This window comes from Ignavibacteriales bacterium (genome assembly GCA_016709765.1).
Taxonomy (GTDB): domain Bacteria; phylum Bacteroidota; class Ignavibacteria; order Ignavibacteriales; family Ignavibacteriaceae; genus IGN3.
Genome location: JADJMD010000012.1, coordinates 345360 through 362479, shown reverse-complemented (window position 1 = coordinate 362479; position 17120 = coordinate 345360). Strand labels below are relative to the sequence as shown.

Here is a 17120-nt window from a genome sequence, read left to right as displayed (position 1 = left end):
AGTTTAGACAAAATGCGGTTAGTTAATGCAACGGTTAGGTTTGGCGCGTTATTACCGATTACAATGAGAAAGCTTTGTTTCTTAATTGATATTAGAATATAAAAGGGTTTATATGAATAAATTAAAAATAATTTATAAATATATTTTTTCTTTTTTTAAAAAGGACTGGCAAATTTCAGATTACCCACTTCAAATGAAAATACAAAAAGATGTACCAGAAGAAAGCAAATACTATTATAGTATACTAAACTGGTTTGCAGTTATAGGATTGGGGCCAAGTGAAGAAAAAGCATTCGAACATTTAAATACTAATTTCAACAATATTGTTGAAATGCAAGGTTTCAAGCCTAGACCAGGAAAGTATCAACCAATCAAAATTGCTGCAACCGACATAGTATCCGATCATTACGAATTATTAGAGCATTTTATAATAAATGTTTTGGGTTTTGCAAAAGGTGATCCAGTTTTTATTAGTGATAGATCGTCTTTAAGGGATTTCTCGGAAGATGAAGAAGATTATATAAAGTATTTGGAGAAAATTGAGTTTACTTACAATCTTAAACTTGAAATAATTGAGAACTATAAGATTTCCGATTTACTGTTAAAAATAAATAAAGATTGGGAAGGCAAGCATCATTTAGAGAACTAGATGAAAGAAAAGTATAGTCAATTCATAGAAAGACTCATTAAAGATGCATTAAATGAAAATTAACGTATATCTCAATACCAACTTACAAAGGATAAGGACAGCCTTTCATTTTAGTTCGGCGGATTTTAGATTTTTGAAATTGTGTTTTATTTATAGTTTTTGTTCGATGTGTTCGTTTTCCCCTAGGGATCCCTTTGGGATAATTAATTAACTTACCTTTTACTCGGCTCTCTTGTTCTGGGCGGCGGGTTAGGCGCAATGCCGTTAGGCAAATTTGAAAGAAATATTAGATGGATATTTTAGATAGTGAAATTTTTCGTAATGACTATGAAAAGATGAAGTCAATTTCGCTCAATCCTATTAATCATACCGCAGCAAATGCTTACGAACATTCAGAATTGGTACAAAAAAGAGTGATTGAACTTGCAGAGCAGAATGATTGCACTTCAGAAGAAAAAGAAATCCTCTCAAACTTGGCAAGAGTCCACGATATAGGCAAAATTAGCGGTACAGCCAATCCTGCAAAATCTGTTGAGATGTTAACTCGATATGGCATCGTTGATGATAAATTCGTTAGTCTCGTCAAATATCACGACACAAATTTGCCTTGGTTTATTGCTACTCAGAAAGGCCAGGCTCCATCAGATAAAGCCTGGCGCAAATTGACTTCTACAATTAATATAAAATTGCTCTGTATTTTTATGATCGCTGATCGTATTGATTGCCCGGGCAGTTGGAAGGCTAATGAAGCATTAATTTGGTTTCTAAAAGAAACTATCAAAAAGCAATGGTTGAATGAACCATTAATTGTTGATGATGAATTTATTGAAGAGATCTAATAATACGAGTGTGGAAATCATTAAATATTATTTCATAAGAAAGTTCAGAAGCCTAACATCTTTCATAAGTACAAGGTCCCGGACGAGACGGGGCAGGCAAGAGGATATAAAAATATTGTTCATAACATTGTTACGGATTGTCCTAAAAGTTGTTAACAGTTTTAATTAAGAGGAAAATGCAAAAGCGGTTATGTTCTAAACTATTTCCCTGTTCAGGGCTGCGCCTTAGCCGCAAAGCCGTTATACCATTTTAATAATAGACGCTAAGAAATGAAGATAAAAATTAAATTATTCTTATTTGGAATCGCTGCGATAGTTTTTGGAACTATTATTTATTTATTTCTATGGGGCAAGCTATTCCCTTATTCACCAATATTTATAGGCTTCGATAAACACGAATTAGCAAATACAATTATATATGTACAAGATGGTGTATATTTTGATGATTTCGCTAAGATTGATACACTAACAAAATATGTTGAGCAATTTCACGAACTTAAATTTAAAAGTAAACCCAAATTATTCTTATTTAAAGACGATAAAAGTTATAGACAACGTTCATTATCAAATGCTAGATTTTGTGCTTTTTATAATGGCAATATAGTTATTTCACCCTGGGCAGTTAAAGAGGCAGACATAGGCAAAATATCTTTGAATATTTATTTAAGACATGAGTTGTCTCATTCATTATTATTCCAAAACAAAGGAATTCTTAGTGCATATAAATATCCAAAATGGCTACTGGAGGGAATTGCTGTTTACAGCACAAATCAAATGGGCACTTCTTTTTATCCAACAAAGGCAGAAACATATTCTTTAATTAAAAATGGGAATTTTATGCCGCCAGAATATTTTGGAACTGACAAAGAAAATAAAATTAAACTTGATATGGAATATCCACAAGCATTTATTTATTCTGAATTTGGGTGTATTGTTGATTATTTGATTTCCAATTATGGGAAGCAGAAATTTATTTTATATATGAAGGCCTTTCTGGAAGAAAACGATAATGATGTAATATTCAAAAGAATTTATAAGATTAGTTTTGAAAAAGTGATATCCAATTTCAAATTATCAGTTAATAAATATTCAGAAAATGTTATAACGAGAGCCTCAACGCCGTTAGATGTATAAAAATTAATTTCTCAACAAATGAAATTTAAAGAATTATACCAGAAACTTAAGGATACTGGCATCTGCTAAGATAGATACTATTTACACGATCTTTACTGTTCAACTGAAGATGATGATAAAATAGTTTATTATTTTCCTGCACAATGTTGTGATCAATTTAGTATACTTTACGATATGAATGGAAATGTTCTTGATGCACCAGATGGCGGAATTACTGGCGGCAGCGATGGAAAAATTACAGATTTCTTTAAAAAAGGTACTTATGAAAAATTAATATGGAAAGATCCTCGTGAGCAGCCTTCATTGTATCCAAACTAAATCAAATATATCTTGCAAACAATTATCGTAGTTTTGTAAAACATTATTTAACATTGTTGATATTAATAACATTATGAATAATCCTAAATATATATATGATGTTGTCTTCGCATTTTCAAAAAAGGATGAACATTTAGCAGACCAAATAAATAATTTGTTATATGATTCTTTGAACACTTTTTTATTTTCAAAAAAGCTAGAAGAAATTGCTCGCCCAAATCGTGAATTAAAAATTATGGAAACGGTTGGGAAGGAATCAAAGATTGTCGTTGTTCTGTTTAACAAAAAATGGGGAAATAGTCCCTGGACTAAAATTGAGGAGCAAGCCATAAGAAAACGAGCAGGTAAAGAGGGGTATAATTTTTTACTTTTTATACCATTAGATCATCCGCCTACGGCTCCCAAATATGTCCCCAAGGATCAAATTTGGGAAGGGCTTGGCGACTCAGGAATAAAGGGTGCGGCCGCAGTTATTAAAGAGCGAGTTAGATTATTTGAACATAAAACAAGTGAAAAATTACCAAGTACTGTGGCTTCCGATGAGCATAAAAATTTAGATGTTGATTCTGAAAAATTAATAATTCTAGATGCTGTTAATTCTCTTGATATTTCTATGCTTGAATTAACTGATTTGTTTCATGAACTTAAAATTTTTAAAACAAAAATTGAAAAAGACAAAGAGGGTATCTCTATAAATTATCGCTTAATACATAAAACTTGCACTCTTCATTGTGGAAAATATTCTATCAAGTTTCATATGCAATCTGCTAACAATAAAACTCATAAAGAGTCGAAGCTTTACTACGAGCTACTAAAGCAAGATAACAAAGCACACGAACCAAGCATATTGGCTGTAGAGGCATACCATTTTGAGGTAAAAAAACCTGGTGAATATGGTTGGATGAGGGATGTTGGTAGTACTTCATATATTTCATCAAAAGAATTGGCAGAAAAATCTATAAAGTTACTATTAAAAAACGCTCATAGTGAAAAGTAAATCTTAATGCGAATATTTATAACAAGAGAAATTCCATCATCCGGAATCGATCTTTTAAAGAAAAATGGATTTGAAGTTTCTGTGTACAATAAGGATAATCCTATTCCGCCAAAGGAATTTTTAAAAGAAATTAAAGATTGCGATGGTATGATTTCTTTATTATCAGATAAGATAGATAAAGAAGTAATTGATCAAATGAAGAAGTGCAAAGTAATAGCAAACTATGCTGTTGGTTTTAATAATATTGATGTTGAATACGCAAAAAACAAATCCATTGTTGTTACAAATACGCCAGATGTTTTAACAGATTCAACTGCAGATATTGCGATGGCATTAGTTTTAGCATGTGCAAGAAAGTTACCTGAATCTGAAAAATTTGTACGAAGAGGAAAATTTGTTGGATGGAAACCAAAACTTTTTTTAGGAATGGAGTTACGAAATAAGTATTTCGGAATTCTTGGGGCGGGAAGAATAGGAACTGCAGTAGCAAAACGTGCATATTCATTTGGGTGTAAAATTATATATTATTCAAATTCTCAAAATGAATATCTTGAGACAAAATTAAACGCAAAAAAAGTATCGCTCCAATCAATTCTAAAAAAATCTGATATTGTTTCACTCCACTTGCCATTGAATAATAAAACCAAAAATTTAATTAGTTCACAAAATCTAAAATTGTTAAAACCATCGGCAATTTTAATCAATACCGCAAGAGGTGAAATTCTTGATGAAACATATCTTATAACAATGTTAAAACAGAAAAAGCTTGCAGCTGCAGGATTTGATGTTTATGATGGTGAACCAAATATCAAAAAAGATTTTTATACTCTTGATAATGTAATTCTTCTACCTCATATTGGCAGTGCAACAACGGAAGCAAGGAATAAAATGTCTTTGCTTGCCGCAAAAAATGTAATTGCAGTTTTATCAGGTAAAAGGGCAATAACTCCAATTTAAATCAATAACAATTCATTGCTAATCTTGCATACCATTGGTAATTTTGAAACAAAAAAAAGAGAAAATTAAATGAGATTTGGAATACCAAAAGAAACTCTTTATGAAGAAAAAAGGGTTGCATTAGCTCCGGCAGGAGTAGATGCTTTAGTAAGAGCCGGTCACACTGTTTATATCCAAAGTGGAGCAGGTGAGGGAAGTCATTTTAGTGACGATGAATATCGTAACACTGGTGCACAAATTGTTTATTCCGCTGAAGAAGCTTTTGCAAGGGCAGAAGTTGTTGTTAAAGTTGCTCCTTTGTCGGAATCGGAAGCTGATATGCTCCAGGAAAATCAAACTTTATTTTCATTTCTCCATCTTGCAATAGGCAAAAAAAATATTATCGAACAATTATTAAAGAAAAAAATTACTGCAATCGGTTATGAATTGATTGAAGAAGAAGAACGACTTCCCGTATTACATTCAATGAGTGAAATTGCTGGTCAGCTTTCTATTCAAGTTGCTGAAAGATATTTGGAGAGTTTTACCGTAGGCGGTAGAGGAATACTTTTAGGTGGAATAACCGGTGTTGCTCCTGCAGCTGTTGTAATACTCGGCGCTGGTGTAGTAGGCGTTACAGCCGCGCGTGCTGCCCTTGGGCGTGGCGCTCAAGTTATAGTTATCGATAAAGATTTAAATCGATTGCGTTCAATTGATATGCACTTCAGAAAAAAGGTTACAACGGTTATGGCTAATCCTTACACAATATCTCGTGGCGTTAAATTTGCCGATGTGCTAATTGGCGCGGTACTAATTAAAGGTGAGAAAGCTCCAAATCTTGTAACTGAAGCAATGGTTAAAGAAATGAAAAAAGGATCTGTAATTGTTGATGTTTCAATCGATCAAGGTGGATGTATTGAAACCAGCCATATTACCACGCAATCTGATCCGGTTTATCTAATGCACGATGTTATTCATTACTGCGTTCCAAATATGCCGGCAATCGTTTCGCGCACTGCAAGTTATGGTTTAAATAATGCTTCACTTGGTTACATTCAGGATATCGCAGAAAATGGATTATCAAATGCATTACTTGGTGATCCGGGTTTATCTAAAGGTGTATGTACTTATAATGGTTATTGTTGTAATGAGTCCATCGCACATACTTTTAATTTTGAGTATAGAAGACTTCATATTTTTTCAAGCAATTAAAAAAATATATATAAATTTGAAAATGAATTGAATTTTAGAAATGAGAATTTGAAATGACATCAACAGAAGAAATAGCGACAAAAAATCATATACCAACTAATTTACTGCGCATTTACAACCAAAAATTAGTTAGTTCTGATGAGGCTGTTAAGCAAATTAAATCCGGCCACAACGTAATTATTCAGCCTGGGTGCGCTGTTCCATCTGAATTAATTAGAGCTATGGTAAGACGAAAAGACGAATTAGAAAACGTTACTATATATCATATTTTGATAGTGGGCGAGCTGCCATACTTACAGCCTGGAATGGAAAAACATTTTAAACATAAGGCTTTTTTTATTGGCGCAAATGCACGAAAAGCAATAAGCGAAGGACGAGCAGAATTTATACCAATATTTTTATCTGAACTACCACTGCTTTTTAAACTCGGAAGAATAAATACAGATGTTGCTCTTCTAAATGTTTCACCACCTGATGAACATGGTTTTTGTAGTTATGGTGTAGATGTTGGAACTATTAAAACACCTGCAGAAAAATCTAAAATAATTATCGCTCAGGTTAATAAACATATGCCAAGAGCTTTGGGTGATTGTTTTATCCACATTAATAAAATTAATTATATAGTTGAGCATGATGAGGAACTTAAAGAGCTTCCTCAAGTTGATCCTGATACAACACCTGAAGTTTTAGCAGTATTTGATAAGATAGGAAGAAATGTAGCAGATCTTATCGAAGATGGATCAACATTACAAATGGGCATCGGAGCAATTCCGGATTCGGTGATGAAATATTTATTTGATAAAAAAGATTTAGGTATTCACACTGAAATGTTTTCAGATGGAATGATTGACCTTGTTGAAGCGGGAGTAATTAATGGTGAAAAGAAAACTCTACATCCGGGAAAAATAATTGCTGGATTTGTTCTTGGAACAAAACGTGTTTATGATTTTATAGATAACAATCCAGTTTGCGAATTCCACCCACAAGAATATGTAAATGATCCGTTTATAATTGCTAAGAATAATAAAATGGTAGCAATTAATTCGGCGTTAGAAGTTGATCTAACGGGGCAGGTTTGTGCAGATTCCATTGGCACAAAGTTGTATTCCGGTATTGGTGGGCAAGTAGATTTTATTCGCGGCGCATCTAAATCCGAAGGTGGTAAACCGATTATTGCATTACCAGCAACCACAAAAAATGACACTATATCTCGCATAGTACCAACATTAAAACCTGGGGCTGGAGTTGTAACATCAAGAGGTGATGTTGATTATGTAGTTACTGAATATGGAGCAGTTGATTTGTGGGGAAAGACTATTCAGGAACGTGCTAAGGCTTTAATCTCTATTGCACATCCAAAATTTAGAGACGAGTTGACAAAATATGCAAAAGAAACTTTTTACATTTAGGTTTTAATGGTTGCAGTTATTGGAGATATACATGGTTGTTATTTTACATTAAAGAATTTAGTTGAAAAAATAAAGACTAAGTATCCGAACATCTCAATTTACTGCGTTGGCGATCTTGTTGATAGGGGGAATTATAGTTTTGAAGTGATTGAGTTTATCAAGGCTCAAAATATTTATTGCGTAATTGGTAATCACGATTATATGTTTTACTCCAACATGCGTGATCCATTTAGCGTAATGGCTAAATCCTGGAACTATAATGGGGCTGAAACCACTCTTGAATCTTACAAAGATAAACTTAACGAAATGGATGAGCATCTTGATTTGATTATAAGTTTTCCGCTTTTCTACAATCTTGATGATTGTTTCATTTCACATGCCGGAATTTCAAAAACACTTGAGAATAAATTACCTAAAAATATTTTGTCTGATGATGAAAAACTTAAAGATGTCTTAAACGGTGATTTGTTCAATCAGAATAGCATAATCTGGACGCGCGGTGATCTGCTTAATATCGGCAAATTGCAAATTGTTGGACATACACATCGCAAGGATATATTATTTGATGAAAAGGCAAATTCACTTTATATAGATACCACTTCTTATGGAAATAATAAATTAACTGCGGCTATTGTAGATCAAAATAAATTAGTTGAAATTATTTCTGAGAAATCTTGTAGTGAAGATGTTAATCGAAATTGGATCCAGTTTTAACCTTCAATAATCTCTCTAATTATTATCCTTCCGGTAAAAATTCCATCGAGAGTTTATCCATTTTACTTCTTAGTGTTGTGCGCGGAATTTTTAAAATCTTTGCGGCTCCGGTAACATTGTTCCCGGATTTTTCTAAAGCCCAATTAATTATTTCTTTTTCTTTTGATAAAATATATTTATCAAATCCAGCATAGCTTGTAAAAGAATCTGAAACTGTTTCTTGATTTCCTATATTATTTAGAAGTGGATCAAGAACAGTTGTATTTAAAAATTGATTTGGTGAAAGCGCAATGATTCGTTCAGTCATATTTTCAAGTTCTCTTACATTACCGGGCCAATCGTATTTATTAAGTATTTCATAAATGTTCTCATCTAAAAATGGGATCTTATCTTCTGCCCCATGTTTTTTTAAGAAATGAATTAGAAGCTCTGGAATATCTTCTTTTCGCTCTCGCAGAGATGGAAGCACAATTGGAATAATATTTAATCTATAGTACAAATCATCTCGAAATTTTTTTTGCTGAACACGTTCTTTCAAATCAATTTTTGTGGCACAAATAATTCTTACATCAACAGGAATATTTTCTGTACTGCCAACACGCGATATTTCTTTTTCTTGCAGCACTCGTAAAAGTTTTACTTGCATTGGCAATGCAAGATCGTCAATATCATCAAGCAGTAAAGTACTGCCATTTGCTCTTTCAAAATAACCTATGTGTCGTTTAACTGCACCTGTAAATGCTCCTTTTTCGTGTCCAAACAATTCACTTTCAATGAGTGTCTCCGGAATCACAGCACAGTTAATCGCAATAAACTCTTTATCCTTTCGAAAAGAAAGATTATGGATTGTTCTTGCACAAAGTTCTTTGCCTGTTCCGCTTTCACCTTGAATTAAAACCGTATAATCGTGCGGCGCAATCATTTTGATCATATCAAGAAAAGTTTTCACTCTGGCTGATGAGCCGATTATAGTTTTCTTTTCAAAAAGCTCTAATCTGCTTTTTAACTTTTCATTTTCAGAAAGAACTTTACCTAGATGTTCTATATGTTTTAGAATGCTTAAAAGTTGCTCGGGTGAAAAAGGTTTTAATAAATAATCATAAGCCCCAAGTTTTAATGATTCAATTGCAGTTTCAACAGTTGCATAAGCTGTAATAATAATTACAATAGTTTTTGGATCTATTTCTTTTGCGAATTTTAAAATATCCAAACCATTTGTACCGGGTAACCGTAGATCAGTTATAACTACGTCATAATTGATATTCTTTAATGAACTAAGTGCTTCGGTTCCATCTCCAAAACTGCTTACATCATAACTTTCTTTTTTGAGAATATCAGTTAAAGTTTTTCTTGTAATCTTCTCGTCTTCAACTAACATTATTTTCATACTTAACCTCTGTTGGTAGGATTACAGTAAAAGTTGTTTCTTTGTTTGGTACAGAGCTGACTGTTATTTGTCCGTTATGATTTTCAACAATTCCAAGACTAACCCAAAGACCTAAACCTGTTCCTTCGCCAGGATCTTTAGTTGTGTAGAAAGGATCAAATATTTTATCCAATTCTTTTTCATCTAAACCAATTCCATTATCACTGATAGAAAAGAAAATGTGTTTCTCGTCTTTCATGCCGGATACAACGGTTATTTTGCCTTTCTCAGTAGTTGCATCATAAGAATTAATCAAAATATTCATAATTACTTCCTGAATAAGCTGATTATCCGCACTGATCGATGGAATATCTTCCATCAAATTCATATTAACAACAGTTTGTTTCTGCTTTAATTTATATTCAAGAAGTTTGTATACATTAAATATCATTTCATTAATGTTTAGAGAGTCAGTTATCTGAGTTTGCTGTTGTGCAAATCCTAAAAGTTTCTTAACTACATTTTCTATGTACTTCATCCCTTCATTTATAAGGGATAAATATTCTGTGGTTTGTTCTATATTATTAGGTTCTTTTTGAATAGAATACAAACAGTTCTTAATTCCGTTTAAAGGGTTATTTATTTCGTGGGCAACACCGGACGCAAGTCTTCCAATTGATGCTAATTTTTCTGATTGAAAAACTTGTTTTTGTGCTGTAGCTAGTTGTTGTTTAGAAAGTTTTAGTCTTTTTAATAAATCATCAAAACGATTGATAAGAAATCCAATTTCATCTTTACTACCTGTCAGTGCTATCTCTTCAATAGATTTGAAATCAATTTTATCAATTTGATTGACTAAGCTATTCAGTTTAAATGTTACTTTATCAATCAGAAAATACAACACAGTCAGCGTTACAATTGAGAGAAGAATTGTTAACGAAAGAAGAATGAAGAAAATACTATTTATCTCGCCCCTGATAGGTTCGGCATCAAACCCAATTTTTACAACACCCCATTTCTTTTTTGCAATTTTTAATGGAGCGTATGCATCAATCAGCCAGCCATAATCATTAGATTTATAAATTATACTTTTATATTTGTTTGATTTTAAGTTGTCATCAGTTTTATCATTCGAAAAAGATGTTAGTCCGTTTCTATCTTTTCCTGCGACGATTTCATCATTGTTATCATAAATTTCTATGTATATAATACTTGTAACCCTCTGCATATAATTATCGATATAAGTTTCAAGCAAATCATCTTTTAACAACTCACGCTGTTCTGCGTAAATAAGTGCATCAAGAGCCGGAACAGTAAAAGCATCAACAACAGATTGTGCGTTGTTAACTTCTTTCTCAATTAATATCGTTCTCCATTGAAACAGAATTGCTAAAGAAATAAGCATCATAATTAGCAGAATAACTGAACCGGTTACAAAAAGAATGCGTGTCTTTAAACTGTGCTGGATGGGAATCATTTTTGTTTCCCCGAATACTTTCTAATCAAATCATAATCACTATCTTTAGCCTCTACAAAGCCAAAAGTAAATTCATTATCCCACGATTTAACAAGCTCTTTATATTTTGTTTCCTTTAAATTGATTTTTAATAAAAGAGATTTTATTGTATTGATTATATCAGTATCATAATCTTTTGCAGCAACAATAGGTGAGCCCGGAACAGGCTCAGAGAATCCAATTATTTTTATTCCTCTATCGTTATACTCTCTTATTACCCGGTCCTTAACAACACCCGCATCAAAACTTCCGCTTAATACTTGATAAATTACATTTTGATGATAAGCAAAATTCTTAATTTCTTTAATATCTTTTTCAAGGAGATTGTATTTCAACAATTCATATTTGATTAACCAATTTCCAGAGAATGATTCTTCGGATGGCAAGGCAATACGTTTAGCTTTTAAATCTTTTATAGAATTTATTTTGTCACTGCTTTTTACAAACACAACGGATTTAAAAAATGGTTTAAAATCCTCATTTAAAGGTTTTAAAATTGGTATGATTCCATAACGCTCATGCACATTTATATACAGCAGTGTTCCAAAAAATGCAACAGCAACATCACCGTTTATTAATTGATTTACAGTTTCTGTGTAAGAAGTGCTGAGTTTTAGTTCAAAGTGATACTTTTCATTTTGATTTAAGTAATCAATTATCGGTTGATATCCTTTAAAGATTATATTTGGCGGGTAGCGAGAAATAACTCCGATGTAAACAATTTGTTTTTGTTTATCTGATGAAGAAATCGATTCTTGTTTTTCAACAGGAATTTTTGTTGAAATATCAACAGCAGATTTATAAAAAAGAAAAGTTGCAGCTGATCCAACCACAATAAAAACTAAAAGCGAGAGTAAGAATTCTTTTTTGAACATAAATGAAGTACGATCTATATACTTTTTTACAATCGTCTTCAAATTTCAGTCCTAATAAACATTCCAAATTCCTTTTTTATTATAATGTAAATCTAATTATAACGACGAATAATCGCCACACTGACGACGAAATCCTGACGTTAATAGATAAATTTAGATTTAATGGAATGATAATTCTTTGGATTTTAGCAATTTATTAAGCTTTTTGTATCCTTCAATTGTAATTTCACAGGGCATTATCCTTGCTAAAAAATTGAAACTATTTCAAACAAAGGAGTTCAAATGGAAAATATCATACCTCGCTGGGAATGGCGCACATTTACAAGCAATCTTGGAAAAGCAGAAGAAAACATAAAAAAGCATCCTGAGGGAAAAACTCGTGAAAGTGATGAAGTTTACATTCTTTCAGAAGTTAGTATGGATAATACAAAAGTGCGCGATGATTTGATGGATATAAAAACTTTACAGCAGGTTAATGAAGATAGATTAGAACAATGGCTTCCGATTATGAAAGGAACTTTTCCGCTTCCGGTTTCTGAAATTGAAAAAGTATTTAAATGCTTTAAAGTTACCGTCCCAAAATTTGAAAGAGATGAATACACTTTTGAACAATATCTTAAAGAAGTTATTGCCCCATCCAAACTATTAAAAGCTGTAAATGTACATAAGAAAAGAACAGGTTATACAATCAATAATACAATTGTAGAAATTGCTGAAGTAACAGTTGATGGCAAAGTTATTAAAACTGCTGCGGTCGAAATGGAGGATCCGGCTTTAGTAATTAAAACTGTTAGAGAACTTGAATTAGATACTTTCCCAAATATTAATTACTTGCGCGGATTAAAAAACTTAGTTGGAATGAAATAAGGAATAAAATTATGGCAAATGAAATTGAGCGTAAATTTTTAGTTAAAGGTGAGTTTAAAAATCTTGCAAGCAAAGAAACCAGAATTGTGCAAGGTTATCTTTCATCAGTCCCGGAACGGACAGTTCGAGTTCGGATAAAAGGCGATAAAGGTTTTATAACGATAAAAGGAATTGGAAGTGCATCTGGCGCTACCAGATATGAATGGGAAAAAGAAATTCCAACTAATGAAGTTGAAGAATTGTTAAAGATTTGTGAAGCTGGTGTAATTGATAAAACACGTTATTTAGTTAAAGTTGGTAATCACACTTTTGAAGTAGATGAATTTTATGGTGAGAATAAAGGACTTGTTGTTGCTGAGATTGAGTTGGTTTCAGAATCAGAGGCATTTGAAAAGCCGACTTGGTTAGGCGATGAAGTAACTGGCAACACCAAATATTATAATTCTATGCTTATGAAAAATCCATTTACAAAATGGTAAGTGAGCAAAATTATTAAATAGTATTTTATAATTAATAGAAGTTGGTATGACAAAATTTGATCCACTTGATATGAATAATTATCGTATCGAGAAACTCCCAAAGCGTGATAAATCAAAATTTGAAAAGTGGCTGGCTATTGTTGGACCCATTTTAGCAATGGCCGCATTTATTTTGTTTGCGTTTATAATAAAACTTCCATTTCTTGAAACTATAAATTCATCAAATTTGGTTTCGGAATCCGCAAAAAAAGTTTTTGATAAAATTGGTTCAGCAGCATTTATAAGAAATAACGAATTTATGCTTGCAATCTTTGTAGCCTCAATTATACTTTGGATGACAGAGGCTATTCCAAATTATTTAACTTCTCTGTTGTTGATTATAAGTCTTGTTTTAACCGGAGTCTTATCTGAAAAAGTAGCTTACGCTCAACTTGGTCATCCGGTAATGTGGTTAAACATTATGTCATTTGTTCTTGCAAGCATGTTAGTTGTAACAGGTCTTGCAAAACGTTTTGCACTTTGGTTAATAGTTAAGTTTGGAAAAAATGCCAGCACAATATTTATCAGCTTTCTGATTATCAATCTTGTACTCTCGGCATTTATATCTGCAACAACTGCAAAAGCTGCAATACTGCTTCCGATATTTATGGTTATAGCTGCAATTTACGGTGCTAAAACCGGGGAGAAGAGAAATAATTTTGGACGAAGTATTGTATTGCAAAATCTTTTATACATTAATCTTGGTGCCGGTGCTTTTGTTACAGGTTCAGGAGCAAATTTGCTTGCAGCTGCTATTATTGGTGGCGCAATTGGTGGTAACATCTTCTTTTCAGATTGGATGATGGCGATGTTTCCTGTTATGGTTTCCTTAATGTTTATCGGTTATCTTTTGGCTTTGAAGGTTTTCTTTCCATTGCCATCTGAAGAACGTTTACCGCAAATTGAAGGTGGTATGGACAGACTAAAAGAAGAATATGAGAAACTTGGGTCTATTACTTTTTTAGAAATTAAATCCGCGATTATTTTTATTGCAATACTTGCTATGTGGGCAACTGATAGCATTCACGGAATTAGTGCCACAGCTGTTGCTTTCGTTGGTGCAATAGTTGCACTGCTGCCTAAAATTGGAATTGTAAAATGGAATGATGTTGATATTCCCTGGCATCTTATGTTATTTTCTGCAGGTGCTTATACATTAGGCGCGGGTTTAGATGAAACAGATCTTCCTTCAATTTCTGTAAATGCTTTTTTTGATCATTTAGGGATTGGAGATCACACCAGTTTTTGGATTTTGTATCTGTTATTAACTGGAGTTATGATTTTTAGCGCATTAATTTTTCAATCAAAAACAATGCGTGCAATGATATTTATTCCCATTGCAATTGGTGTTGCAAACAGATTTGGATTTGATATTGTTAGTCTTGCTTTACCTGTTGCTTTTATGATTGAACACGTTTACGTTTTGCCGTTTAATAGTAAACCAGCGGCATTACTTTATGAAACTGATCAGTACAGTTTAACAGATACTTTTAAATATGGTTTTACTATGATGGTTGTTTCCTGGTTGCTGATTATTGCAGCAGGAGAAACATGGTTTAGATTTTTAGGGATCACTCCACACGGTGTGTTTGGAATATTTTAATGTAAGTAAAGGATTATAGTCATGTTTTTAAAAAAAACAAGAAAACTTGAAACTCAAATTGATGAGTATCTTGATTTAGTGATAACTGGTGGACTTATTTTTAAGTTAGGAATAAGGTGCTACTTGGATAATCAAATAGAGGCTTTTGAAGGACACTTAAAAGATTTAAGAAAGATTGAAGATTCAGCCGATGATTTGCGCAGAAATATTGAAATCAAACTTTATTCACGCACATTAATTCCAGAGGCAAGAGGGGATGTTCTTGGATTGCTGGAAAGCTGCGATAAAGTATTGAACATTACAGAAGAAACGCTCTTAGAGTTTTCAGTTGAAATCCCGAATCTTTTACCTGAGCTTAAAAATGATTTCAATGATATTGCTGAAAGTTCTATTGCGTGTCTTGAAAATACTGTTAGCGGTATTAGGGCATACTTTAAAAATGTTGATGCAGTTAGAGATTATGTAACCAAAGTACAGTTCTATAAAAAGGAAACTAATAAAATTGCAGAAAGAATAAAGCGAACAGTTTTTAGAACTGATCATGATCTAAGCTTTAAAATTCATATTCGCTATTTCACTTTTCACATTGAACGAATTGCAGAAGAGTCTGAAGATGTTTGTGATAGGCTTTCTATTGCTATTATTAAGAGGTTAGAATAGAATTGGATATTTCAGTTTGGTTTTTTATTAGCAGTGGTTTATTCCTTGGATGGTCGCTCGGCGCAAACCATGCGGTAAATGTATTTGGAACTGCCGTGGTTTCCAAAATGGTAAAGTTCAGAACTGCTGCAATTATCTCCGGAATTTTTGTAATACTTGGTTCAGTTATAAGTGGGGCGGGTACAACAAAAACATTAACGGATTTAGGCTCGATCAATGCAATTGCTGGCAGTTTTTCTGTTGCATTAGCGGTTGGGATTTCAGTTACATTAATGACTAGAGCTAAATTACCAGTTTCAACCTCACAAGCTGTAATTGGTGGTATTATTGGCTGGAATATTTTTACGGGTTCGCCAACTGATTATACTTCTTTAACTAAAATATTATTTAGTTGGGTGGCTTCACCGGTTATAGCAGCAATATTCGGGTTTTTAATTTTTAAGCTGATGAAAAAAACAGTTTTAAAATGGAAAATACATCTTCTTAGATTAGATAATTATACAAGAATTGGATTGATTGTTGTTGGTGCATTAGCATCGTATTCTTTAGGTGCAAATAATATTGCAAATGTAATGGGAATGTTTGTATCAGCTCCGCTATTTAAAGACATGCACATTGGAAACATAATAACTATATCAAGTGTGCATCAGTTGTTTTTATTGGGTGGTATAGCGATTGCAATAGGAATATTTACTTACGGCAATAATGTAATGGAAACGGTCGGAACTGATTTATATAAAATTTCACCAATCACTGGTTTTGTGGTTGTTCTTGCCGAATTTATTGTTCTATTTCTTTTCACATCTCAGACTCTTGAGGCATTTTTATTAAAAAATAATTTGCCCTCGTTTCCCTTAGTTCCACTTTCTACAACACAAGCTTTTATAGGTGCAGTAATTGGTGTTGGTATTGCCAAAGATCCATCATCAATCAATTTTAAAGTATTAGGTAAAATTGCAATTGGTTGGGGAGTTGCACCACTAACTGCTGGTTTGATCACCTTTATATCATTGTTCTTTATACAGAATGTTTTTGAACAAAAAATCATTCATCCTGTTCCATATGAAATTACAACATCCGTAATATCTAAATTGAATGCTGAAAGAATTGAAACGAAGCAGATAAATGATCTGTTAGGCCAAAGATTCTTGAATAATAAAAACTTTTTAAACGAACTTAAATACAGATTCGATTACGATAGTAAACAGATATACTCAATATTTAATTACGCGCTCATCGATAGTTTTAAAATTGATTCATCGTTAGTTAATACGTTGCCAGAGAAATATGATTTTACTGAAACTGAAAAAAATCAGTTGAAAAAACTTCATGGCAAATCATTTAATCATAAAATAGATTTTGAAGACGCAGTTTATTCTAATTTACCCATGTGGAGTTTATCTGCCGATAAACTAAAAGATAAAGCAATATTAGAAAAGAAAATTATAATTGAAGAACTATTTAGAGTTTCAATAAAAAATAAAAGTTCAAGTAAATAATATTAAAA

Annotated in this window: 17 protein-coding genes; 14 read left to right on the top strand and 3 right to left on the bottom strand. The window is 32.5% G+C overall.

Annotated features, from left to right (window positions below; translation table 11 throughout):
- Positions 1–112 precede the first annotated feature (112 nt).
- The 9 genes from IPJ23_07460 to IPJ23_07420 all read left to right on the top strand — a co-directional run bounded on the left by IPJ23_07460 (position 113) and on the right by IPJ23_07420 (position 8208).
- Positions 113–649, top strand: coding sequence for a hypothetical protein (locus tag IPJ23_07460; GenBank protein MBK7630522.1), 537 nt, complete (start codon positions 113–115; stop codon positions 647–649).
- Between the two features lie 290 nt (positions 650–939).
- On the top strand, positions 940–1488 hold the full coding sequence (locus tag IPJ23_07455) for an HD domain-containing protein (protein ID MBK7630521.1): 549 nt from the start codon (positions 940–942) through the stop codon (positions 1486–1488).
- A 270-nt stretch (positions 1489–1758) separates the two neighbouring features.
- Positions 1759–2622, top strand: coding sequence for a hypothetical protein (locus tag IPJ23_07450; GenBank protein MBK7630520.1), 864 nt, complete (start codon positions 1759–1761; stop codon positions 2620–2622).
- Positions 2623–2796: 174 nt separating this feature from the next.
- The gene (locus IPJ23_07445) at positions 2797–2940 is read left to right on the top strand and encodes a hypothetical protein (protein MBK7630519.1); all 144 of its coding nucleotides are present in this window, start codon (positions 2797–2799) and stop codon (positions 2938–2940) included.
- 73 nt (positions 2941–3013) lie between these two features.
- Positions 3014–3937 (top strand): hypothetical protein, encoded by a 924-nt coding sequence (locus IPJ23_07440; protein MBK7630518.1) that lies wholly within the window; start codon positions 3014–3016, stop codon positions 3935–3937.
- 6 nt (positions 3938–3943) lie between these two features.
- Positions 3944–4894 carry a D-glycerate dehydrogenase gene (locus IPJ23_07435; protein MBK7630517.1) on the top strand — a complete coding sequence of 317 codons (951 nt, stop codon included), beginning with the start codon at positions 3944–3946 and terminating at the stop codon, positions 4892–4894.
- A gap of 69 nt (positions 4895–4963) precedes the next feature.
- Positions 4964–6085, top strand: coding sequence for an alanine dehydrogenase (ald, locus tag IPJ23_07430; protein MBK7630516.1), 1122 nt, complete (start codon positions 4964–4966; stop codon positions 6083–6085).
- A 53-nt stretch (positions 6086–6138) separates the two neighbouring features.
- Positions 6139–7494: an acetyl-CoA hydrolase/transferase family protein gene (locus IPJ23_07425; GenBank protein ID MBK7630515.1), complete on the top strand. Its 1356-nt coding sequence runs from the start codon at positions 6139–6141 to the stop codon at positions 7492–7494.
- A gap of 6 nt (positions 7495–7500) precedes the next feature.
- The gene (locus IPJ23_07420; protein MBK7630514.1) at positions 7501–8208 is read left to right on the top strand and encodes a serine/threonine protein phosphatase; all 708 of its coding nucleotides are present in this window, start codon (positions 7501–7503) and stop codon (positions 8206–8208) included.
- A gap of 22 nt (positions 8209–8230) precedes the next feature.
- Here IPJ23_07420 and IPJ23_07415 read toward each other — a convergent pair whose 3' ends face one another.
- Genes IPJ23_07415 through IPJ23_07405 form a run of 3 tightly spaced genes read right to left on the bottom strand, consistent with a single transcriptional unit; the run spans position 8231 to position 12007 of the window.
- Positions 8231–9595, bottom strand: a complete 1365-nt coding sequence (locus IPJ23_07415) for a sigma-54-dependent Fis family transcriptional regulator (protein MBK7630513.1) — start codon at positions 9593–9595, stop codon at positions 8231–8233.
- Entirely contained in the window at positions 9576–11051 is a 1476-nt protein-coding gene (locus IPJ23_07410) for an ATP-binding protein (GenBank protein MBK7630512.1), read from the bottom strand. The genes IPJ23_07415 and IPJ23_07410 overlap by 20 nt, the downstream gene beginning before the upstream one ends.
- Positions 11048–12007 carry a PhnD/SsuA/transferrin family substrate-binding protein gene (locus tag IPJ23_07405; GenBank protein ID MBK7630511.1) on the bottom strand — a complete coding sequence of 320 codons (960 nt, stop codon included), beginning with the start codon at positions 12005–12007 and terminating at the stop codon, positions 11048–11050. Before IPJ23_07405 ends, IPJ23_07410 begins: the two co-directional genes overlap by 4 nt.
- 240 nt (positions 12008–12247) lie before the next feature.
- Between IPJ23_07405 and IPJ23_07400 the strand changes: the two genes are divergently transcribed.
- From IPJ23_07400 to IPJ23_07380, 5 genes are read left to right on the top strand one after another with little or no spacing between them, the layout of a single operon-like run.
- On the top strand, positions 12248–12832 hold the full coding sequence (locus tag IPJ23_07400; GenBank protein ID MBK7630510.1) for a hypothetical protein: 585 nt from the start codon (positions 12248–12250) through the stop codon (positions 12830–12832).
- An 11-nt stretch (positions 12833–12843) separates the two neighbouring features.
- The gene (locus IPJ23_07395) at positions 12844–13311 is read left to right on the top strand and encodes a CYTH domain-containing protein (protein ID MBK7630509.1); all 468 of its coding nucleotides are present in this window, start codon (positions 12844–12846) and stop codon (positions 13309–13311) included.
- A 46-nt stretch (positions 13312–13357) separates the two neighbouring features.
- The gene (locus IPJ23_07390) at positions 13358–14953 is read left to right on the top strand and encodes a DASS family sodium-coupled anion symporter (GenBank protein ID MBK7630508.1); all 1596 of its coding nucleotides are present in this window, start codon (positions 13358–13360) and stop codon (positions 14951–14953) included.
- Positions 14954–14974: 21 nt separating this feature from the next.
- Complete coding sequence (locus tag IPJ23_07385; GenBank protein MBK7630507.1) at positions 14975–15613, top strand: DUF47 family protein; 639 nt, start codon at positions 14975–14977, stop codon at positions 15611–15613.
- Between the two features lie 2 nt (positions 15614–15615).
- A complete protein-coding gene (locus tag IPJ23_07380) occupies positions 15616–17112 on the top strand; it encodes an inorganic phosphate transporter (GenBank protein MBK7630506.1) in 1497 nt (498 codons plus the stop codon).
- The last annotated feature ends 8 nt before the right edge of the window (positions 17113–17120 follow it).